Source organism: Curtobacterium sp. MCPF17_011 (genome assembly GCF_003234145.1).
In the GTDB taxonomy this organism is placed as follows: Bacteria; Actinomycetota; Actinomycetes; order Actinomycetales; family Microbacteriaceae; genus Curtobacterium.
This window is the reverse complement of the sequence record NZ_QKSK01000014.1, coordinates 48493-70562: the sequence shown is the minus strand read 5'-3', so window position 1 is coordinate 70562 and position 22070 is coordinate 48493. Positions and strand designations below refer to the sequence as shown.

Below are 22070 nucleotides of genomic sequence, written 5' to 3'. Positions count from 1 at the left end.
ACCACCACGACACCCGGTCGCCCCGGCCTGACTGGCCGGCGCACCGCACCGCGACCCGACCGTGGCGCAGCAGTGGACGACCGCCCCGAGCCGACCGCATGGTCCGCTCGGTCCGGTGCTCGCTGCCGCCCCGCATCGCCCACCGCACCTGGACCGCACCCCCGAGCACGGCGGACTTCGTGTCGCGGGTCACCGAGCGCCTGACGGAGCTCGACCGACGCCGCGGTGACCGCACCGCGACCTTCGACCTGCTGCTCGCCCGGACCGAGGCCGTCTCGTCCTCCCGGATCGAGGACGAGCACGCCACGCTGGACGACTACGCCCGAGCCCTCGTCGGCATCCGCGCGAACGGCAGCGCGACGGCGATGGTCGGCGCGACCTCGGCGCTCAGGGCGATGATCGACGACGCCGGCCGGGGCGGCATCACCGAGCGCTCGGTGCTCGACGCGCACGCCGTGCTCATGCGGGACGACCCCGTCGACGGCCCGGTCGCGGGGCGCTGGCGGCAGGTGCAGAACTGGATCGGTGGCGGAGCGTCCCCGCGGGACGCCGCGTACGTCCCGCCGCCGGCCGACGACGTCGCCGAGGCCATGGACGACCTGTTCGCCTTCCTGTCGCGGGACGACCTCGACCCGATCGTCCAGGCGGCGATCGCCCACGCCCAGTTCGAGTCCGTCCACCCGTTCACCGACGGCAACGGGCGGATCGGCCGCGCCCTCGTCAACGCCGTGCTCCGACGACGCGGTCTGACGTCCTCGCTCGTGGTCCCCGTGGCCGCGGCACTCGTCGCGGACCGGGCCGGGTACTTCGCCGAACTCGTCCGGTACCGGGACGGGCACGTCGACGGTGTCGTGACCCTGGTCGCCGCGGCGATCGGCACCGTGTGTGACGAGGTCGAGTACGCGGCACTCCGCCTCGACGAGATCGAACACGAGCGTGCCGCGGTGCACAGCACGAGCTGCGGACCCCGGGTGACGCACGACTCCGCGGTGCTCCGCGTCCTGCTCGCGGACCCGGTCCGGACCGAGGCGGCGATCAGTGCCGCGCTGCCGCCGGACCTGCCCTGGACGGACGCGGTGATCGACGACCTGGTCGACGCGGGCGTGCTGCGGCCGGTCACCGAGCGGCGACGGGACCGGGCCTGGGTGGCGTCGGACGTGCTGGCGGAGCTCGACGCGCTCGCGGAACGCATCCGGGCGGCCGTGGTGTCGTCGACCTCGGCGGCCGTGCCGGCGGACTCGGCGGTGGATGCCGAGGCGGTGGGCGGAGCGGCGGGGCCGGGTCGGTCCTCCATGCCGAGCGAATAGGGTGGGCCAGGTGACCAGCGAGCACGACGTGACCATCCCGCCGACCGCCGCCAAGCGGCCCCGGACGCGGACCCACCACGGCATCGACTTCGTCGACGACTACGAGTGGCTGCGCGACAAGGAGTCCCCGGACACCATCGCGTACCTCGAAGCCGAGAACCGCTACACCGAGGGGCAGACCGAGCACCTCGGCGGGCTCCGCCAGCGGCTCTTCGACGAGGTCAAGACCCGCGTGCAGGAGACCGACCTCTCGGTCCCCGTCCGCATGGGCCAGTGGTGGTACTTCACCCGGACGAGCGAGGGCAGCCAGTACGGCGTGCAGTGCCGCGCTCCGATCAGCGGACCCGACGACTGGACCCCGCCGTCGCTCGAGGCGGCAGCCGAGGACTCGCCGACGGGCGCCGGCACCCTGCCCGGGGAAGAGGTGGTCCTGGACGGCAACGCCCTGGCCGAGGGGCACGACTTCTTCTCGCTCGGCACCTACGACATCAGCGACGACGGTCGCCGGCTGGTCTACGGCGTCGACGTCGAGGGCGACGAGCGCTACACCCTGGCGGTCCGGGACCTCGAGACCGGACAGGACCTCGGCGACACGATCCCGAACACCGGAGCCGGCGCGACGTTCGACCCCTCGGGCCGGTACGTCTTCTACCCGACCGTCGACGACTCGTGGCGACCGGACCGCATCTGGCGCCACACCGTCGGTACGTCCGCGGACGCGGACGTGGTGGTGTTCGAGGAGCCGGACGACCGCTACTGGGTCGGCGTGGGCATCACCCGCTCGTCGCAGTACATCGTCATCGAGCTCGGGTCGAAGATCACCTCCGAGGCGCTCGTCCTCGACGCGTCCGACCCGACCGGCGAGTTCCGTGTGGTGTGGCCCCGTCGTGAGGGCGTGGAGTACGAGATCGAGCACGCGATCGTCGGCGGCAGCGACCGACTGCTGGTCCTGCACAACGACGGCGCCGAGAACTTCGAGCTGGTGGACGTCCCCGCCGACGACCCGACCTCGGAGTCCGACCGCCGCGTCGTCGTCGCGCACCACGCCGAGCGACGCATCGAGTCGGTCGACGCCTTCGCCGGACACCTGGCGCTCGAGTACCGGTCCGAGGCGCTCCCCCGGATCGCGATCATCCCGATCGAGGGCGACGGCTACGGCGACGCGCACGAGGTCCCCTTCGACGAGGCGCTGTTCTCGGCTGGCCTCGGTGGCAACCCCGAGTGGGACCAGCCGACGCTCCGCCTCGGGTACACGTCCTTCGTCACCCCGTCCGAGGTCAGCGACCTGGACCTGGCGACCGGCGAGGTCACCGTGCTGAAGCGGCAGCCGGTGCTGGGCGGCTACGACCCGGCCGACTACGTGCAGGAGCGCGACTGGGCGACCGCGTCCGACGGCACGCGGGTCCCGATCTCGCTCGTGTGGCGCCGGGACGCCGTCGATGCGGAGACCCCGGCCCCGTTGCACCTGTACGGGTACGGCTCGTACGAGCACTCGATCGACCCGGGCTTCAGCGTGATGCGCCTGTCGATGCTCGACCGCGGGGTCGTCTTCGCCGTCGCCCACGTCCGCGGTGGCGGCGAGCTCGGCCGGCACTGGTACGAGGACGGCAAGACCCTGACGAAGAAGAACACGTTCACGGACTTCGTCGCCGTCGCCGATCACCTCATCGACAGCGGCCGGACCACGCCCGAGCGTCTGGTGGCCGAGGGCGGCAGCGCCGGCGGTCTGCTGATGGGCGCGGTCGCGAACCTGGCACCCGAACGCTTCGCGGGCATCCTCGCCGCGGTGCCGTTCGTCGACGCGCTGACCAGCATCCTCGACCCGGACCTGCCGCTGACCGTCATCGAGTGGGACGAGTGGGGCGACCCACTGCACGACCCCGAGGTCTACCGGTACATGAGCGAGTACTCGCCGTACGAGAACGTCCGCGACGACGTGCAGTACCCGCGCATCCTCGCCGTGACCTCGATCAACGACACCCGAGTGCTCTACGTCGAGCCGGCGAAGTGGACTGCGAAGCTGCGCGAGGTCGGGGCCCCGGTGCTCCTGAAGACCGAGATGTCCGCCGGACACGGTGGTGTCAGCGGTCGGTACGACTCGTGGAAGGAGCGTGCGTCCGAGCTGGCCTGGCTGCTCGACGTGCTCGGACTGGCTGACGTCTCCCCCGCAGCCGCGAGCGCGAACCCGATCGCCGCGGGCTGACCCGGAGCACGAACCCGGTCCGGACCGACGACGACGGCGCGCACCCGATCAGGGTGCGCGCCGTCGTGGTTCCCGGCCTTCGCCGTCACACGCGGTTGAGCGCGTGCACCGCCTCGTCGTAGGACTCCTCGGCCACGCGGACCCGGTCGCCCGCGAGGACCCCGTACCCGAAGGTGCCCTCGCCGGCGCGTTCCGCGATGCCCGCCTGCACGCGCAGCTGCTCCAGCGCGTGCAGCGACCGGACACGTTCGGTGAGCACGTCGGCCGCGGTGCCGATGCGCTTCCACAGCGCGTGCGGGAACGCGTCGTCGCCGAGGACGTCCATCGCCATCCGGGCGCGGAGCGTCGCGTGCCAGGCACGCTGGGTCGCCTCGCGGTCCCCGGCCTCGTCGGCGGGGTCGTCCCCGACGGCGACGCGGACGAGGTCGCGGACGCGCGGCTTCTCGATCGCCGAGACGTCCTGCGCGACCCGCTTCGGATCGCGGAGCGCCCACGCCGTCGGCCGGGGGCGTTCGACGGCGTCGTCGAGGGCGTCGAGCAGTTCGAGGAACGACTCCTCGTGCAGGGACAGGACGACCTCACGGGTGGCGTCGTCGCGGCGCTGGCGAGTGGCGGCGAGGACGCGTTCGCGGGTGATCGAGTCGACGAGCGCCTCCTGCGCCGGGCTCGACGCATGCGACAGTCGGTCGACCAGGTACTCGGCGAGCGCGGCTCGTGCCGTGACGGCTGCGAGTGCGTCGGCCGCGGCGGCGGCCCGGTCGATCTCGTCCCCGTCGGCGAAGGCCGGCCGGTACGACCCGAGGACGGCGGCGATGCCGAGCGCGGTCTCCGCCGTCTCGGCCAGGTCGGTCGGTGCGCCGGACCGGAGTCCGGCCTCCAGGCGGAGCAGCGTGCCGCGCAGCTTCCGCAGGCGCTTGGTGAGTGCGCGGGCCGCGGTGCCCTTGTGCGGCTTCTCCTCGGTCTGGAGGCGCGGTGCCGGTGCCCCCGCCAGCCCGCGTGCCAGCTTGGACGCGACGGCGGCAGGGCCGGCGCCGACGGCGGCGAACCGGCCGTCCAGGGCGGCGAAGAGTTCGTGCGCGATCTGCGGGTCGACGCCCTCGACGGCTTCGACCTCGACCTCCCGCCAGGTGTTCGGGTCCGCCGGCGCGTCGTCGTCGAGGCGTTCCGCGACGACCTGGTCGTCGGCGAGTTCGGCGACCTGGTCACCGTCCTCGTCCAGCAGGCGGGTGACGGTGCGGGTGGTGGTGATGCGGACGACGGGGTGGAGTCCGCGGCCGCGGCGTTCGGTGAAGAGTGCGGCGAGGACCTCGACGGGCACGGTGTCCGGGTCCTCGGTGAGCGGGAAGTGCTGCTCGTGGCGGACGGTGTCGGACTCGGAGCGCTTGATGTGCCAGCCGGCGTCGTGTCCGCCCGTGCGCCGTCGGACGGTGACGTGCGCGGCGACGAGGTCGTACCGCTGGGTGTCCCAGTAGGTGGCGTCGAGCTCGAAGGGCTCCTGGACGTCGGTCTGCATGATCCCGCCGGCGCCGACCAGGTCGGGCAGTGCGGCGCCGTCGGGCAGGTCGTAGGTGCGCTCGATCTCGAGGTGGGTGTCGCTCACACGGTCTTGTCTACCAGGGTGGCGGCGTGGTCCTCACCACGGGTGGGTCGGCGGCGGGCCGTCGTGCCTCGTCAGGGAGCCGCGGCCGGAGGCAGGGTCGGAGGCGGGGTCGGACGCGCCTCCCGGGAACCGGGGTTACCGTGAGCACATGAGCGAGACGATCACCCGTGACGCGTTCGTGCCCGAGGCCGGCGGCGTCACCATGTTCACGACTTCCTGGTGCGGCTACTGCGCCCGGCTGAAGAACCAGATGACCAAGGCGGGCGTGCCGTTCCGCGAGGTCGACATCGAGAACACGCCCGGCACGGCCGAGCTGGTCGCCGAGGTCAACGGCGGCAACCAGACCGTGCCGACGCTGGTCTTCCCCGACGGCAGCACGGCGACGAACCCGTCCCTGGCCGAGGTGCAGTCGCGCGTCTGACCCGCGGCGGCGCCCTGCGCCCGGCCCCGGCGCCCGGCGCAAGCCGGACCCGCACGACAGGAACCCGCTCGAACCACGGTCTCCCGTGGTTCGAGCGGGTTCCTGTTGTGCGCAGCCGAACGGAGCCAGCCAGCCGGCGCCCGCCAGCCGGCCGGCCGCGCCCTACCGCGAGAGCGCGTCGAGCAGCAGCGACGCCATCGCGTCGAGCTGGATGTCACCGGAGTCGACGACCTCGTCGTCCGACCCGTCGAGCGCGCGGGCAGCGAGGCCGGCCTTCGAGTCGATGAGCTCGGCGATCTTGGTGTCGATCGTCTGCGCGGCGATGATGCGCCACGCGGTGACCGGCTCTTCCTGACCGATGCGGTGCACGCGGTCGATCGCCTGCGTCTGCTCGGCGCTCGTCCACGACAGTTCGGCGAGGACGACGTTGGAGGCGACCTGCAGGTTCAGGCCGACGCCGGCCGCGGTGAGCGAACAGACGATGACGGCGACGTCGGGGTCGTTCACGAACGAGTCGATCTCGGCCGTGCGCTGCGCGGGCGTCTGGTCGCCGCGGATCGTCGCGGTGCGCAGGTGCCGGCGGGCGAACACCTCTTCCGCCTGGTCCATCACGTCGAGGTGCTTCGCGAAGAACACGACCTTGCCGACGTTCGAGGCGAGCTGCGCCGCGTAGTCCGCCGCGAGCTGCGCCTTGGCACGACCGATGCGACGCACCATCGAGAACACGTTCTCCCCGGTGGACGAGGCGTCCTGGTCCTCGAGCTCCCAGCGGGCGACCTGGCGGACGAGCTTCTCGTCGATGCCGTCGACCGGCGCCTGGCCGGTGCGGGCAGCGAGCGCCTGGTGGTACCGCTTGACCAGCTTCGCGGTGAGCTCGCGCTCGGCGTCGCGGATCGAACGACCCTCGTCACCGTCGAGCTCGACGGGGATGTCGGCGATCCGGCGGGCCGGGATGTCCGCGGCGACGTCGACCTTGCGGCGACGGACGATGCCCAGGTCGATCACCGCCTTGCGCGCCTCGGTGAAGAAGCCCTGGTCGGCGGGGGTCAGCCCGATCTCCTCGAGCTCGTTCATGAGCTGCGCGCGGGGCTTCTTGTCGTCGATCCAGCCGAGGAACTCCCAGATCGTGCGGAAGTCCTCGACCGAGTTGATGAGCGGCGTCCCGGTCAGGGCCATCAGCAGCGGGTTCGCGGTGCGCTCGCGGATCTTCTCGGCGAGCTGCAGCACGAACTTCGAGCGCTGCGAGTCCTTGTTCTTGATGAAGTGGGCCTCGTCGACGACCATGCCCTTGAACCCGAAGGTCCCGAGCCAACCGACGTGCCGGTCGAGGATCTCGTAGTTGACGATGATGATGTCGGCGAACCCGTCGAGGTCCTGGCCGTCCCCGTGGATGACCGTGGCACGGTGGTTCGGCACCCAGCGCTCGGCCTCGCGAGCCCAGTTCGTCTTGACGACGTTCGGGACGACGACGAGCAGCGGGAACGCCTTCGCGGCGTCGGCAGCGAGCAGCGACTCCGCGGTCTTGCCGAGGCCCGGCTCGTCGGCGAGCAGGAAGGTGCGGTGCCCCTGCGCCGCCGAGGTGACGAGTTCCGCCTGGTGCTTCATCAGCGAGGCACCGGCCGGGGTGTGCAGCGTCGCCGGCTCGGGCAGCGGCATCGAGGCCACTCCGCCGCCGGCGCCGTACTCGAAGGACTTGAACAGCGGACCGAAGAGCTCCCAGTTCGCCAGACGACGCGGGTGCGCCACGGGCTGGTCGGCGAGCGCGAAGTCGGGCGGCAGGAACGGGTTCGCGAGCTGCCGCTGCACGACGGACTGCGGCACCACGGACCGCTCGGGCGTCTCGACCGCAGCGGTCGGTTCGGCTGCGATGACCAGGTCCTCGGGCTGCAGCTCGATGCCGGCGGCGATCATCATGTCGCGCTTCACCGTGCGCGTGGCCTCGGAGACGGAGGCCTCCTCGGTGAGGAGCTGGATGACACTGGTGTCCCGCGCAGCGGTCTTCGCGAGGATCGTGGCGACTCCGTCGAGGCGCTTCAACTGCTCGGCACGCTGCGAGTCGGTGAGGGTCGCGTCCGCCTTGACGCGGGCACGCTCCTCGCGCATGAGCAGGGCGACAGCCTGGAACTTCGTGCGGTTCGTCGCCTTGAGGGGGCCTCGCTGCGCGGCGGCTTCGACCTCGCGCACGGCGCGGGCGAGGACGGGGATGAGGCCGTCGTTGTCGAGCGGTCGGGTCCGGCGCGCAGCCGTCCGCGTGCCACCGGCAGCGCGACGGGTACCTGATCGAGCCAAAGCTCCTCCTGTTCCGCCCTCGTCGGGGCGAGCCACCCGGTACGGGCGGAAGTCGTGTGGTGCGGCTGCCGTGTGTCGTGGCCGTCGCGCCGGTGTCCACCACGGGCCGCCGTGGCCCGCAGCACGCCGGCACGTTCCGGCAGGACGCATCGGGGGCCCAGGTGCGGGCCGGTGGTCGATGTGACGGTCTGCTCGGGAGTCCGGCGGCGTCTCACGCACGCCACCCATCCCGGAGGAGGTCCTCCGGAGAACGTCCTGGAGGTCTGACCTACCAGGCGACGCGGCTGCGGCCCGCACCGGCCAGCGACCGGTCGTCGCGGCAGGGATCGACGCGACATGCGAGCACGCCGTGCGTGCGCCGTCAGTTTACTCCCCAGGCACCGACGGAGGCGACTCTCCACACCCCGCGCGTGGCGAGCCTCCCGGCCGGGACGCCGCGTCACGGGCAGGGCGCACGGGACGGGCGTCAGAGGTGCGGTGCGGAGCGTGGCCGGCCGGCACCGGACGGGAGGCTCGGGGCCGGTTCCGCCAGGGCGGCACGCGTCGCCGCGAGCAGCTGCTCCGCCGTCGCGATCCCGTTCACCGACCCGGTGGTCGCCTGCCCGCCCGCATGCGCGAGGAGTTGTGCACCGATCGCCGGCCCGAGGCGCTCGGCCTCCTGCGGGTTCCGGGCCGCCCAGTCCCGGGCGACGGCGTCCGCGAGGCGCTCGGCGGCGGCACCGCGGTCCACGTCACCACGGGAGCGGTGCCACAGCCCGGTGACGACGAGGTGCGCGACGACCGCGCCGACGTCCCGCACCGGGTACCCCCAACCGGCGGTGTCGATGTCGAGCAGGCCGGAGATGCGCCACGGCTCGTCCTCGTCGACGAAGACCTGCTCGAGGTGCAGGTCACCGTGCACCACCTGCTTCTGCGCGGCGTTCCAGCCGATCGACCGGCGCCCGATCGCGTCGTACAGGCGGTCGATCTCCTCGGCGTCCGCGGGCAGCGCGGTCGTCAGGGTACGGCGGTGCCAATCCGCGTGGTCCATCGCGTCCGCTCGCGCCTGCTGCGTCATCGGGACCGCGGCGATGCGGCCGGTCAGCGCCGCGAGGGACGCTACGAAGCGCGGGTCGTCCGCGATCTCGGTGATCCGGCTGCCGGCCGGGACGCCCCGGACCAGCTCGAGGACGAGCAGCCCGTCACCGCGGCTCGCGAGCACGCGCGGCACCGGGAGCCCGGCCGCCGCGAACTGCTCGTGAGTGCGGACGATCGGTGCGACCCGGTGCGGCCGGACGATCTTGATGAAGAGAGTGCGCTCGGGCGCGTCGACGCGGACCACGGCGCGCTTGCCGGGCCGGTAGGCGGCCACCGTCAGGGTCGGGTCCGTCACCGGCATGCCGAGCGTGGTCAGGAGTTCGGCGACGGCGTCCCGGTAGGTCACCTGCGGCAGCACCGGGAGGCCCGGGTCGTTCGGGTAGGCCCACACCGACACCGGCTCCCCCGTCGCGGGGTCGGTGACGATGGCGCTGTTCTGGTCGTGGGCGCCGCCGGTGTCGACGTACGTCAGGACGGTGGCACGCTGGCCGTTCCGGTCGAGGGTGTCGATCTCGTACCCGTAGAGGTAGCCGTTGCCCGAGGGCTCGACCGAGTGCGCACGCGCGGCCACGACGGACGTCCCGGACCCGGCGAAGGCCTCGGGGATGACACGCTCATGGTTGGGCCACACGGCCACAGTCAACCGTGTGTGCGGGGATTCGGCGCGTTGCCGAGCGGTTCGGCGTGCCGCTCCTGGCTAGCGTGGAGGGGTGAACCCGGTCAGGCGCCTTCGCAGCTCCAGCCGCACCCCGTTCCTCCAGGTCGTGAAGACCGCGGTGGCGGTGGTCGCGGCGGTGCTGCTGTGCGAGCTCCTGATCCGTGGACCGTTCCCGACCTTCGCCGCGATCGCCGCCCTGCTCGTCGTGCAGCCGAGCATCAACCAGTCGTTCGTGAAGGGCCTGGAGCGCAGCGCCGGGGTCCTGCTCGGCGTGGTCCTGGCGACCGGGGTGCACCTGCTCCTCGGCGACGCGGTGTGGATCGTGCTGCTCGTGGTCGTCCTGGCGATCCTGCTCGCCTGGGCACTGCGCCTGACCCCGACCTCGGCGACGCAGGTCGGCATCAGCGGGATGCTCGTGCTGACCGCCGGGGTCGTCACGCCGAACTACTCGGCCGACCGGATCCTCGAGACCGTGATCGGCGCGGTCGTCGCGCTCGTGGTGAACGCCGTCATCGTGCCGCCGGTCCTCCTCGAACCCGCGCACCTGGCCGTCGCACGGCTCGCCCGGGACACCGCCGCCGCGTTCGAACGCATCGCCGTCGGTCTGACCGAGGGGTGGGACCACGAGCAGTGGGACGCGGCCCTGCTGCAGGCCCGGGCGCTCCGGCAGCAGCACGGCCGGACGGAGGCCGCGCTGACCTCGGCTCGCGACTCACTCGCCATGAACCCCCGCGGTGGTCGGCACCACACCGTCCTCGAGCGGGACGTCGCCGTCGCCGAACACCTGCGCGTCCTCGTCACCCGGGTCACGGGCATGACACGTGCCGTCCGGGACAACACCGCCCCGGACCTCCGTGCCGACCCGATGGTGGGGCGGATCGCCACCGAGGTCGCCCGCATCGGCTCCGACGTCCGCCGCCTCGGCGCGCAGGTCGAGTCGGCACGACTCACGCCGGGCGAGCTCACCGAGGGACCGGAGGAGACCGCGGTCGAGCACGCGCTGACCGCGCCGCTCGCGGTCGTCCGGCCGAACTCCCGGCACTGGGTGCTCATCGGAGCACTGCTGGAGGACGTCCGTCGCGTCCGTGAGGAACTGCTCGGCGAGGACGACTGAGCGGCCTGCTCCGACGTCGGGTCAGCGGACGGGTTCGTCCGTGCCGCACGCCGCCTGGTGCGCCGCCTCGAGGAGGTCCGCCCACACCCCCGCCGCGGGCCACGACGGGTCGGACGTGACCACCTCGACGTCGGCGAACCGACGGATCTCGGCGACCACGGCCTCCTGGCCGGCTGCGCGCGCGGCACGGCCGGCACCGTCCAGCACGGCGGCGAGCAGGTCGGCGACGACGCGGTCGCGATGTGGTCCGTCGAGCGGACCGAGACCGACGACGCCCTCCCGGGCGGAGTCGAGTTCGGCGCGCAGGCGGACGATCTCCGGATGGTCCGGGTCGTGCATGGTGCCCCCCAGTACAGGACGGTCTGTCGGGTACAGCGTCCGGGCCGGAGCATAGCAAGGCGATGGTCCCGGCCAGTACCCGTCGGTCTCGAGCTGTCCACCGGACGCAACGGACGCCGTCGGTGCTGTGACGGTGTTCAGGCCTGCCGCCCGCCGATCCGCCCGCCGGACCCCGTTCGGTGCCACGATGGTCGCGGGAGGTCCAGATGCGCTTGTTGGTGGTCGAGGACGATGACGAGATGCGCGCGCTCATGGAGCGCGGGCTCGCTGCCGAGGGGTACCGCGTCACCGCGGTCGAGAACGGCGTGGAGGCACTGATCGCCCTCGGTGAGCAGGCCTACGACATCGCCGTGGTCGACGTGATGATGCCGGGCATGTCCGGGTTCGAGCTCGCTCGACGCGTCCGCGAACGGGAGGACCCGGTCCGGATCCTCCTGGTCACCGCACGCGACGCCGTCGACGACCGGGTGTTCGGACTCGACGCCGGCGCCGACGACTACCTCACCAAGCCGTTCGCGTTCGCCGAACTCACCGCCAGGCTCCGTGCGCTCGGCCGCCGTGAACCGGTCGGTGCTCCCCGCACCATCGAGGTCGGCGACGTCTCGATCGACTCCGAAGCACGCCGCGTGTCCATCAAGGGCCAGCGCGTCGCCATGAGCCCCACCGAGTTCGCGCTGCTGCGGCTGCTCGCCCGCTCGGTCGGCACGGTCGTGGACCGCCCGAAGATCCTCGAAGAGGTCTGGGACGGCTCGCAGCACGTCGACCCGAACGTCGTCGAGCAGTACATCTCGTACCTGCGGAAGAAGCTCGTCGCGCAGGAGGCGACCGTCGCCATCAGCACGGTCCGTGGCCGCGGCTACCGACTCGACCTCATCGGCGCGTGACGACCGCGTGACGCGGTCGGACGGGGCAGCACCCGCGCGGCGGACCCGGTGGACGCTGCGATCGCTCTCGCTGCGTTCCCGCATCACCATCGGCTCGACGGTGATCGCGGCCGTCGTCATCGCGCTGCTCGTGCTCGTGATGCGCCTGCAGGTCGTCAGCGTCGTCGCACGGGCCACCGAGACCCTGCTCGACGCCGACACTGACCCGTACGTCGCCACGCTCGAGGTCGACAGCAACCCGAACCTCTCCCCGCCCGGCAACGCCCAGTTCGTCGCGGTGGTCTCCCCCACGGGCGACATCACCCTGTCGTCGATGCCCGGACGCCTCGAACAGGCGCTCGGCAGTCTCCGCTCCACCCCGGCCGGCACCTCGGTGATCGACGTCGGCGACTCCGAGTACCGCGTCGTCGTCGAACACCCGGTGAACCAGGCCGGACGCTGGACCGTGGTCGCCGCCCGCAACTCGCAGGCCGAGGCGATCGTCGTCGACGACCTGACCACGACGCTGTCCTTCACCGGACTGGCGATCCTGGTGGCCTTCGGCGTCGCCTCGTGGGTGCTCGCGACCACGGCGCTGCGTCCCGTCAACCGGATGCGTCGTGAGGCCGAACGGCTCTCCGTCGCCCCGGAGCGCGCCGAGCTGCCGGTCGGCCCCGCGCAGGACGAGCTGGCGTCCCTCGCCACGACCCTGAACGCCTTCCTCGCGCGGACCCGCCAGGCCACCGAGCGGGAACGCCAGATGGTTTCGGACGCCAGCCACGAGCTGCGCACCCCACTCGCGATCCTCACCACCCAGCTCGACCTGGCGTCCCTGGACGGGGACGACGCCCAGGCCCTCGCCGCCCACATCGAACGCGCGAAGAACAGCGTCGCCCGGCTCTCGAGGCTCGCCAACGACCTGCTCACCCTGTCCCGCATCGAGGAGTCGGAACGCCGATCGGCGGACGGCGCCCCGCAGACGGCCACCGCATGGTCAGACCTGGGCGACGAGGTCATGGCCGCCGTCGACCGCGTCCGGCTCATCGCGAGCGCCAAGGACGTCACGGTCGACTTCGAACTCGACCCGCCCGTCGCAGTCGGTGGCTCGGGCCCCGGCATCGGCGGCGGCACGGTGGAACCGCGGTACCGGCTCGACACCGGCGGGATGGCGCAACTCGTCACGAACACCGCGGGCAACGCGGTCGCCGCACTCCCCCGCGGCGGCAGCGTCGTCGTCACCTGGCGGACCACCCCCGGCGAGGGTGTGTTGCAGATCACCGACGACGGCCCCGGCGTCCCCGAGTCGTTCGTACCGGTCGCGTTCGACCGTTTCACCCGGCCCGACGAGGCCCGCACGTCACGACGCGACCCGGACGCAGTGCCCGGCATCCCGATGCCGGGCGGCTCCGGACTCGGACTCGCGATCGTCCGCGCGGTCGCCGAACGGGCTGGAGGCTCGGCCACCCTCCGCAACGTCCCGACCGGCGGGCTCGAGGTCACCATCCGCGTCCCTGAGGTGCGGGTCACGCCGAACCCTCCGCGCTGACGAATCCGGGGAGTGCCGCGCTCACGGGGCCTCCCGCGCTCACGGGGAGCTCCGCGTTCACGGGAAGTGCCGCGCTCACTGGAAGTCCCGGGACCGGGTCCGGACCGCGAGGGGCAGGTGCTCGATCCGGTCCGCGACCAGGTTCACGACGCCGTCCGGCGAGCGTTCCAGGATCCCCCGCACGATGACCGCCGGCGACTCCCGGGCCACCCGCCGGTACCGCCCCCACACGCCGACGCTGCAGATGACGTTCACCAGCCCGGACTCGTCCTCGACGTTGAGGAACGTGATACCCGACGCCGTCGCCGGACGCTGCCGGTGCGTGACGATGCCGCCGACCTCGACGCGCCGACCGGTCTCCGCCGTCCGGGTGTCCTCGACGCTGAGCACCCCACGGTCGGACAGCTCCGGACGGAGGTGGCCCATCGGGTGGTCGTCGGTCGACATGCCCGTCGACCACATGTCCGCGATGAGGACGTCCCCGCTCGTCATCTGCCCGAACAGCGGCGGCTGCACGACGACCTGGGTGTCCGGCAACTGGTCGGCCCGCTCCGCCGCCGCCTGCGCTGCGGACCACATGCCGGCCCGGCGGTCGATGCCCAGGGACTCGAACGCGTCGGCGGCGGCGAGGGCCTCGAGCTGTGCCGTGGTGAGGCCGACCCGCCTGGCCAGGTCGGACATGTCGGTGAAGGGCCCGTTCGCCCGCCGTTCGGTGACGATGCGCTCGGCGCTGCGTCGGCCGAGCGAGGCGACCTCGGCCAACCCGAGTCGCACGGCGAACGCGCCGTCCCGTCGGTGGGCGGCGGTGTCGTCCTCGGCGTCCCGGTCGAAGGGCAGCACGGGCGGTTGCTCCGTCGCCAGGCACGCGTCCCCCAGGCCGCCGGCGGCGTGAGCGGCGGAACCCGCGAGACCCGTGTGACCGGCGGAACGGTCGGGGCGATCGGGGTGGTCGGGGTGGTCGATCGGCTCGAGGGTCGCGTCGACCTCGGACCGCAGGATGTCCGGCCGGAGCACACGGACCCCGTGCCGCCGGGCGTCGGCGACGAGGGTCTGCGGTGAGTAGAAGCCCATCGGCTGCGCCCGGAGCAGCGCCGCCAGGAACGCTCCCGGGTAGTGCAGGCGCATCCACGCGCTGGCGTAGACGATGAGCGCGAAGCTGATCGAGTGGCTCTCCGCGAAGCCGAAGTTCGCGAACGCCTGGATCTTGGCGTAGATGGCGTCGGCGTCCTCGCCGAGGATGCCGTTCTCCGCCATCCCCCGGTAGAGCTTGTCCCGGAGCCGGTCGATCTTCTCGAGGCCACGCTTGGACCCCATCGCGCGGCGGAGCAGGTCGGCGTCGTCCCCGGAGCAGTTGCCGACCGCGATCGCCATCTGCATGAGCTGTTCCTGGAACAGCGGCACGCCGAGCGTCCGTTCCAGCACGGGTTCGAGGGCCGGGTGCATGTAGGTGACCGGTTCCTCGCCGGTGCGGCGTCGGATGTACGGGTGGACCGCGCCGCCCTGGATCGGCCCGGGGCGGACGAGGGCGACCTCGATGACCAGGTCGTAGAACCGTCGGGGCAGCAGCCGGGGCAGCGTGCCCATCTGCGCACGGGACTCCACCTGGAAGACCCCGATCGTGTCCGCGCGGCAGAGCTGGTCGTAGACGCCCTGTTCCTCCTTCGGGATGGCGTGCATGTCCCACCGCTCCCCACAGTGGTCCGCGGCCAGGTCGAACGAGTACTGCAGCGCGGCGAGCATGCCGAGCCCGAGCATGTCGAACTTCACGAGCCCCATGTAGGCACAGTCGTCCTTGTCCCACTGCAGGACGGTCCGGCCGTCCATCCGGGCGTGCTCGATCGGCACGACCTCGCCCACCGGCCGGTCGGTCAGGACCATCCCGCCCGAGTGGATGCCGAGGTGTCGCGGGAACCCGAGGACCTGCTGCGCCAGGTCGACCACGGGTTCCGGGATGTCGTGGTCCTGGCTCTCGGTGACCGAGCCCCACCGCTCGACCTGCTTCGACCAGGCGTCCTGCTGGCCGGGGCTGTGGCCGAGCGCCTTCGCCATGTCCCGCACGGCGCCCTTGGGCCGGTAGGTGATGACGTTCGCGACCTGTGCGGCGTTGAACCGGCCGTACTTGTCGTAGACGTACTGGATCACCTCTTCCCGCCGGTCGGAGTCGAAGTCCACGTCGATGTCGGGTTCCTCGTCGCGCATCGACGACAGGAACCGTTCGAACGGCAAGCCGTACCGGATCGAGTCGACCGCGGTGATCTCGAGCAGGAAGCAGACCGCCGAGTTCGCCGCGGACCCGCGTCCCTGGCAGAGGATCCCCCGGCTCCGGGCGAACTGCACCATGTCCCGGACGATGAGGAAGTAACCGGGGAACCCCTTGTCCTCGATGACGGACAGTTCGCGTTCGATGCGCTCCCGCTTGTGGGCGTCCACCCCGTCGGCGTCCCCGGGGTAGAACCGGCGCGCACCGCGCCATGTGAGGTCTCGCAACCAGCTCATCGGGGTGTGACCGTCCGGCACGTCCAGGTCGGGCAAGCCGGGCTTCGCCGTCCGTAGCGCGAACCCGAGCTCGTCGGCGAGCTCCACGCTCCGCTCCACCGCTCCGGGCCACCGCGCGAACCGCCGCGCCATCTCGGCACCGGAACGGAGGTGTGCGGTGTCGGCCGCCGGCAACCACCCGTCGATCTCGTCGAGACTGCGGCGGGCCCGGACCGCGGCGAGGGCGGTCGCGACCGGGAACCGGTCCGGGGTCGCGTAGTGCACGTTCCCGGTCGCCACGACGGGCAGCGCGTGCCGGTCGGCGAGGACGGCGAGGACGTCGTTCCGGGCGCTGTCGAGCGGGTCACCGTGGTCGGAGAGCTCCACCACCACGTTGCCGGTGCCGAACCGGTCCAGCAGTGCGCGGAGGGCCTGCTCGGCAGCGCTCTCACCGCCGCGTTCGAGGGCCTGACGGACGCTGCCCTTCCGACAGCCGGTGAGCACCCGCCACCGGCCGGCCGAGCGTTCCGCGAGGTCGTCGAGGTCGTACCGCGGCCGACCCTTCTCGGAGCCCGCGGCGAGGTGCGCGGCCGTCACCGCGCCGGCCATCCGGTGGTACCCGTCCTGCCCGTCGGCCAGGAGCAGCAGGTGCGAGCCCTCGGGGTCGGGGACGCCGTTCTGTGGTTCGGTGAGGCCGAGGGACAGCTCGGCACCGTAGACCGTGATGATGCTCGGGTACGTCTCGGCAACCTCGGCCATCCGGGCGGCCCCGTAGAAGCCGTCGTGGTCCGTGATCGCCAGTCCACGGAGGCCCAGTCGTGCAGCCTCTTCCAACAGGTGCTCGGGCGGGCTCGCGCCGTCCAGGAAGCTGAAGGTCGAGTGCGCGTGGAGTTCGGCGTACGGGACAGCCGGGGGCGCGTCGGGCGCGGCGAGGTCCGCCGGTCGGTAGGGCGCACGCTTCCGCGACCAGGCCGGGCTGTCACCACCGTCGCCCTCGGGGGTCGTGCCCGGGCTCCGCTTGTCGGAGAGGGCGCGCTCGAACTGCGACCACGGGATCGGCGGGTTGTTGTACCCCATCAGGAACCGTCCTTCACGTCGCGATCGCCTCTGCCCACCAGCGGTGGTCGGCGAGGACCAGGTACCAGGCACGCCCGTCGGCGTCCACGAGCTGCAACCGGTGCAGCCGTCGCCCGCCGGACTCCCACCAGCGCACGACCAGTGGCCAGGGTCCCGCCCAGGCCGTGACGGCGGTGAACCGTCCCCCGCGGTCGCCGTCGGAGCGGAACTGCTCGGGTTCGCCGGTCAGGGTGCCACGGTCGTCGACGTCCACGGATCCGCCGTCCGCCGCGACGACGTCCACCGGCCGGGGTCGTTCGAGGACCGTCGCCGGCGGGGGCCCGGGGAGCCTTCCCGGCCACGGACGGTCCCGCACGACCGCGAGGGCACGCTCGCCACCGACCGGCGTGTCGCCCCACGGCACGAGCACGATGCGCTCGGCCAGGGTGCGCCCGCCACCGATCCGGGGCGTGACGACCCCGTCGTGTCCGACCATGCCCTGCACCCGGGCCAGCCCGTGGTGGACCCGCTCGTCCGGTCCGGAACCCCAGAGCCCGCGCTCGTGGTTCGCCAGGTCGTCCACCGCGACCGGTTCGAGCACGACCGTGGTCACGGGAGCCTCGAGCCCGGTCGGGTCGACCCCACCGGCGAGCTGCCAGCGCACCCGGTCCACCACGTCCGCGGCGTCGAACCACCGCGGGTGCGCCCAGACCCGTTCGAGCAGGACGTCCCGTTCGTCGACGATGCCCACGCGGATGGTCGTCGCCACCAGCCCCGCCGCCCGGAGCTTCGCGGCGAACTCGTCGGCGGAACGACGGAAGGCGAAGGCGATCTGGTCGGCGCGGTCGAGCGGCGGCTCGAAGGACGCCTGGACCTCGAGGTCGGGTGGGACGTCCCGCGCGGAGACCTCCCGCGGGTCGCGACCCCCGGCGAGCCGGTGCAGGAATGCCCCGGGCACGCCGAAGCGGTCGCGCACCTGTTCGTCGGTGAGGGCTGCGAAGTCGCCGAGCGTCGTGAGGCCCAGGCGGCCGAGCACCATCGCGAGGTCAGGGTCGCCGAGCACCCCGAGCGGCAGCGGGGCGAGGAACGTGCCCGATCCACCGACCGGCACCATCCGGACGCGCTCTCCCGGCCGGGTCGGCCGTGCCCGGGCAGCCTGCTCCGCCGCGAACGGGGTGTCCGCCACACCGGCACGCACGCCGGGTGCGCCGTGGTCGGCGGCGATGCCCGCCAGGATCGTCGCGGCCGCCCGCTCGCCGCCGTGGTAGCGCGCCGGGCCGCGGGCACGCAGCGCGATCGTCCCGGGGCGCAGGACCTCCACCCCTGGCGCGGCGGCTTCGATCGCGCGGATGACGGGCTCGAACGCCCGGTGGTCGAGTGCGTCGTCGTAGGGCTGCGTGACCAGGTCGGTGCAACGTGCCTGTGCTTCGCGGACCCGCAGTCCGCGCACCACGCCGACCTGTCGAGCCGAGGCGGAGCTCGCGAAGACCAGGCCCTTCGCGATGAGGGCGAACGGCTGTTCGGGCGGGGTGCCCGCAGCCCGGGCAGCGGCGATGACGGGCCAGTCCGGGCACCAGAGCACGATCGTCCGGGTCGGCGGGGATTCCGGCAGACCGGCACCACGGCTGAGCGCGTCGGCCCGGACGGCTCCGGCACCCGGCAGCCCCACCCCGGACGACCCGACATTCGGCAGCACGGCACCACCACGTGGGCCGGCGGCCAGAGCCCGACGTCCGCGGGGGCTCACGATGCCACCGCCACGGGACGCAGGGCCCGCCCACCGGCCGAGGCCGCCACCGGGACCGCCGCACGCACCGACCCGTCCGCCGCGGGCAACAGCAGCTCGGTGCTGGTCGGCCGGACTGCTCCGGCCCGACCCGAGGCGGTGACGGTCACCCGGCGTTCGGTGAGGTACCCGTGTCCCTGGCCGATGCCGCTCCAGTGCGACTCGGCGACCCGCAGGGTGACGTCCGCGCCGGGCCAGGAACCGAGTGCGACGAGGGCGGCCCCGCGCTGGCGGAGGCGTGCGGAGAGCCGGGCGACGTCACCGGGCACCACGCGGCCGAGCGGCCGGGTGAGGACGATCTGCGCGACGTCGGCGAGCGCCGCGGTGACCGCGAGCCACTGGTCGCCCGGGTCCGGCACCAGAACGAGTCGTTCCAGGTCGATGCCGGCCGCGGCGGCGGCTTCGACGCCGAAGGACGGCACCCCGACCACGGCGCACCAGGCTCCGGCCGCGGAGGCCGCCTGCAGCATGGTCTGGGCGAGCAGCACCGACTCCGGCACGGAGTACGTGCCACCGGCGCGGATGGCGCCGCCGGGCAACAGCGGCGCGAGGGCATCGGCCGTGGGCAGCCCCTCGGTGTCCACGCGGGTCGCTTCCATGTCGGCGACCCGGGAGCGCAGTGCGGTGATCCGGTCGAGCGCCGCACGAGTTGCACCGACGTGGTCGGAAGCCCGGGCAGCACCGTTCCGCCCGATGTGCTCCCGGTCCCCGCGTCCGCGGTCGCCACGCTCATCGGGCGACCGGAGTGCCGCCGCCGTCTGCATGCCCTCATATTCGAACATGTGTTCGATCATGTCAACCGGCACCGACATCCGGTGGACAACCGCTCGAACACCCGTTCGATCGGTTCAGGACCCGACGATCACCAGCGCGCCACTGCCCCGATCCCCCCGAGCACCGACAGGGTCTTCGTCTCGACCTCGTCCGCCTCGTCCGCCGCCGTGGAGGACCACGTCACCGCGCCGCCGGCCCCGAGGGACCGGGACCGCACGCGGCCGTCCCGGTGCAGGACCGTCACCAGTGTCCGGATCGCCACCGACAGATCGACCGCTCCGCTCGCCGAGAAGTACCCGATCGCCCCCGAGTAGACCCCGCGCGGCGCCGCTTCGAGGCGGTCCGCGATCGCCGTCGCGCTGCGCTTCGGCGCGCCGGTCATCGACCCCGGTGGGAACGCGGCACGCACCACCTCGGCCCGGGAGGTGCCCTCCGGCAGCACCCCGGCGACCGTCGACACCAGCTGGTGCACGCTGGCGTAGGTCTCGACGTCGCAGAGCCGCTCCACGCGCACCGTGCCCGGGCGTGCCGTCCGCAGCAGGTCGTTCCGCAGCAGGTCGACGATCATCACGTTCTCGGCGCGGTCCTTCGCGCTGTCGGAGAGCTCCGCGCGTGTCGCGGCGTCCGCCACCGGGTCCGGGTGACGGGGACGGGTGCCCTTGATCGGTTCGGCGAGCACGCTCCCGTCGGCGTCGATCCGCAGGAACCGCTCCGGCGAACGGCTCGCGATCCGCAGGTCGCCCCAGCGCAGGTACGAGCCGAACGGGACCGGGTCCCCCTCGCGCACGCGCCGGTACTCCGCCAGGTACCGGTCGCCGTCGCGGCTCGGTCGGGCGTCCGGCACCGAGAAGGCGGTCGTCAGGCACACCTGGAACGCGTTGCCCTCGCGGATCTCGTGTCGACAAACGTCCACCGCGTGCTCGTGGGCGACGCGGCGGACGCGACCGCGGGCCTCCAGGACGCGCCCGACGACGACCGTGTCCCCGGCCGGGAGGCCCGGGCGTTCCACCGTGACGTCGTCTCGCGTCGCCGACGCGCGCACCTCCGCCAGCCACGCCCGGTTCGCATCCGAGGCAGTCGGCGCGTCGTCGTCCACCAGCGCGATCGCCCAGGAGGAGCCGTCCGCGTGGACCAGGACGGCCCGGTCGACGAACCGGAGGTCGGCGTCGGGGTGTCCGTCAGCGGTCCGGTCGGGTCCGTCGACCTCGCGACCGAGTTCGTAGCCGAGGAAGCCCACCCAGCCGAGGGCGAACGCACACCCCGGCAACGGCTCGTCGAGCGTCGGGGTGCGGCGCAGCAGCTCGTCGAGGACGGCGAAGGCCGGTCGGCTCTCGACCCGGCTGGACCCGAACCACCGGGCGGCCGACCCCGACACCGTGACGTGGGCGATCCGGTCCTCGTGCCGGAGGCAGGCGGCGAAGGGGCCGTCCGGGACGGCGAGGACCGACCACGCCGCACGGCGGGCCGCCGCTGCGGGCGAGTCGACCGGCAGCGCCGAGTCCAGCCAGGCCAGGTCGGCGGTGCTGCGACGGGCGAGCTCGCCGAGGTCCGGGACGTCGGCGAGCCGCTGGACCGCGATCCGCGGTACGCCCGCGGGACGGTCCACCGTGACGCTCAGACCGCCGAGATCGTCCACGCGGCAGCGTGCGCGTCGCCGGGCTCGAGCACGACGAGTCCGGCGTCCACGTCACCGGCGAAGGCGTCGGCGTTGAAGGCGTTCGGGGCGCAGGTCATCGGCTCGACGGCGAGGCCGGAGCGGTGGTACTCGGGGACGACGTGGTCGGCGGTGTGCACCTGCGCCCACCCGCAGTCCCTGCCGAAGGCGACCCGCACGCCGTGCCCGTCGGCCGCGGTGACGGTGATCGTGGCGGTGCCCTCGGCGTCACGGTCGAAGCCGGTGAAGGCGTGGTCGATGAAGCGGGCGCCGATCGCCGTCGGCAGGCGGAGGTCGAACTCGTCGTGCACGGGGACCAGCTCGGTCGGGATCAGGCGGTCCTCGGTGACCTCGAGCACCTCGGCTGCCGGGAGCGTCAGCGTCCAGTCGTCGACCGTGCCCGCGCCGGCGACGAGGTACGGGTGCGGACCGGTCCCCCAGGGTGCCCGGTCGTCCCCGGTGTTCGTCCCGGTGATCGTGGTGTGCAGACCGTCGGCGTCCAGGCGGTACTCGACCCGCACCTCGACGCGGGCGGGGTAGCCCTCCTGGGGCTGCACGGTGGTGGCGAGGACGACCCGGTCGGCGTCCTGCTCGAGCACGGCGAAGTCGGTCCAGGCCACGAGACCGTGCAGGGCGTGTGCGCGCTTCGGCTCCGTCAGCGCGAGTTCCTGCTCGACCCCGTCGAAGGTGTACCGGCCGTCGACGACGCGGTTCGGCCAGGGGGCGAGCACGGCGCCGCGGAAGACCGGGCGGACGTCGTCGGCGTCGAACGTGGTGACGAGGTCTCGGCCGTCGTGCCGCAGTGCGCGCAGGGTGGCTCCGACGCTCGCGATCTCGGCGGTGTACCTGTCGGAGGCGATGGACGTCTGGGTTCCGGACCGGGGCGCAGCGCTGCTCATGCGCTCAGC

Annotated in this window: 15 protein-coding genes; 6 read left to right on the top strand and 9 right to left on the bottom strand. The window is 72.9% G+C overall.

What is annotated here, in order from left to right:
* Positions 1-98: 98 nt before the first annotated feature.
* Together DEJ25_RS14930 and DEJ25_RS14925 are read left to right on the top strand one after the other, a co-directional pair.
* Positions 99-1307 (top strand): Fic family protein, encoded by a 1209-nt coding sequence (locus DEJ25_RS14930; protein ID WP_146240702.1) that lies wholly within the window; start codon positions 99-101, stop codon positions 1305-1307.
* A 10-nt stretch (positions 1308-1317) separates the two neighbouring features.
* Positions 1318-3510, top strand: a complete 2193-nt coding sequence (locus tag DEJ25_RS14925) for a S9 family peptidase (RefSeq protein WP_258366522.1) — start codon at positions 1318-1320, stop codon at positions 3508-3510.
* Positions 3511-3595: 85 nt separating this feature from the next.
* On the opposite strand, the gene DEJ25_RS14920 is transcribed toward DEJ25_RS14925, so the two are convergent.
* Positions 3596-5110, bottom strand: a complete 1515-nt coding sequence (locus DEJ25_RS14920; protein ID WP_110903959.1) for a CYTH domain-containing protein — start codon at positions 5108-5110, stop codon at positions 3596-3598.
* 148 nt (positions 5111-5258) lie between these two features.
* On the opposite strand from DEJ25_RS14920, the gene DEJ25_RS14915 reads away from it, so the two are divergent.
* Positions 5259-5531 (top strand): mycoredoxin, encoded by a 273-nt coding sequence (locus DEJ25_RS14915; protein WP_110903960.1) that lies wholly within the window; start codon positions 5259-5261, stop codon positions 5529-5531.
* Between the two features lie 162 nt (positions 5532-5693).
* Here the strand turns inward: DEJ25_RS14915 and DEJ25_RS14910 are convergent, their stop codons facing one another.
* Both DEJ25_RS14910 and DEJ25_RS14905 read right to left on the bottom strand, forming a co-directional pair.
* Entirely contained in the window at positions 5694-7820 is a 2127-nt protein-coding gene (locus DEJ25_RS14910; RefSeq protein WP_111045178.1) for a DEAD/DEAH box helicase, read from the bottom strand.
* 466 nt (positions 7821-8286) lie between these two features.
* Complete coding sequence (locus DEJ25_RS14905) at positions 8287-9528, bottom strand: aminoglycoside phosphotransferase family protein (RefSeq protein ID WP_146240701.1); 1242 nt, start codon at positions 9526-9528, stop codon at positions 8287-8289.
* A gap of 79 nt (positions 9529-9607) precedes the next feature.
* On the opposite strand from DEJ25_RS14905, the gene DEJ25_RS14900 reads away from it, so the two are divergent.
* The gene (locus tag DEJ25_RS14900; RefSeq protein ID WP_110903963.1) at positions 9608-10669 is read left to right on the top strand and encodes an aromatic acid exporter family protein; all 1062 of its coding nucleotides are present in this window, start codon (positions 9608-9610) and stop codon (positions 10667-10669) included.
* A gap of 21 nt (positions 10670-10690) precedes the next feature.
* On the opposite strand, the gene DEJ25_RS14895 is transcribed toward DEJ25_RS14900, so the two are convergent.
* Entirely contained in the window at positions 10691-11008 is a 318-nt protein-coding gene (locus tag DEJ25_RS14895; protein ID WP_110903964.1) for a hypothetical protein, read from the bottom strand.
* 206 nt (positions 11009-11214) lie between these two features.
* Between DEJ25_RS14895 and DEJ25_RS14890 the strand changes: the two genes are divergently transcribed.
* Both DEJ25_RS14890 and DEJ25_RS14885 read left to right on the top strand, forming a co-directional pair.
* Complete coding sequence (locus DEJ25_RS14890) at positions 11215-11892, top strand: response regulator transcription factor (RefSeq protein ID WP_110903965.1); 678 nt, start codon at positions 11215-11217, stop codon at positions 11890-11892.
* Positions 11855-13417, top strand: coding sequence for a cell wall metabolism sensor histidine kinase WalK (locus DEJ25_RS14885; RefSeq protein WP_258366521.1), 1563 nt, complete (start codon positions 11855-11857; stop codon positions 13415-13417). Before DEJ25_RS14890 ends, DEJ25_RS14885 begins: the two co-directional genes overlap by 38 nt.
* 75 nt (positions 13418-13492) lie before the next feature.
* On the opposite strand, the gene DEJ25_RS14880 is transcribed toward DEJ25_RS14885, so the two are convergent.
* From DEJ25_RS14880 to DEJ25_RS14860, 5 genes are all read right to left on the bottom strand, one after another.
* Positions 13493-16969, bottom strand: a complete 3477-nt coding sequence (locus DEJ25_RS14880) for an error-prone DNA polymerase (protein WP_111045176.1) — start codon at positions 16967-16969, stop codon at positions 13493-13495.
* A gap of 13 nt (positions 16970-16982) precedes the next feature.
* Positions 16983-18644, bottom strand: a complete 1662-nt coding sequence (locus tag DEJ25_RS14875) for a DNA polymerase Y family protein (protein ID WP_258366520.1) — start codon at positions 18642-18644, stop codon at positions 16983-16985.
* 47 nt (positions 18645-18691) lie between these two features.
* Positions 18692-19516 carry a hypothetical protein gene (locus tag DEJ25_RS14870; RefSeq protein WP_258366307.1) on the bottom strand — a complete coding sequence of 275 codons (825 nt, stop codon included), beginning with the start codon at positions 19514-19516 and terminating at the stop codon, positions 18692-18694.
* Positions 19517-19596: 80 nt separating this feature from the next.
* A complete protein-coding gene (locus DEJ25_RS14865) occupies positions 19597-21144 on the bottom strand; it encodes an anthranilate synthase component I family protein (RefSeq protein WP_111045175.1) in 1548 nt (515 codons plus the stop codon).
* On the bottom strand, positions 21123-22061 hold the full coding sequence (locus tag DEJ25_RS14860; RefSeq protein ID WP_111045174.1) for an aldose 1-epimerase family protein: 939 nt from the start codon (positions 22059-22061) through the stop codon (positions 21123-21125). Before DEJ25_RS14860 ends, DEJ25_RS14865 begins: the two co-directional genes overlap by 22 nt.
* Between the last annotated feature and the right edge of the window lie 9 nt (positions 22062-22070).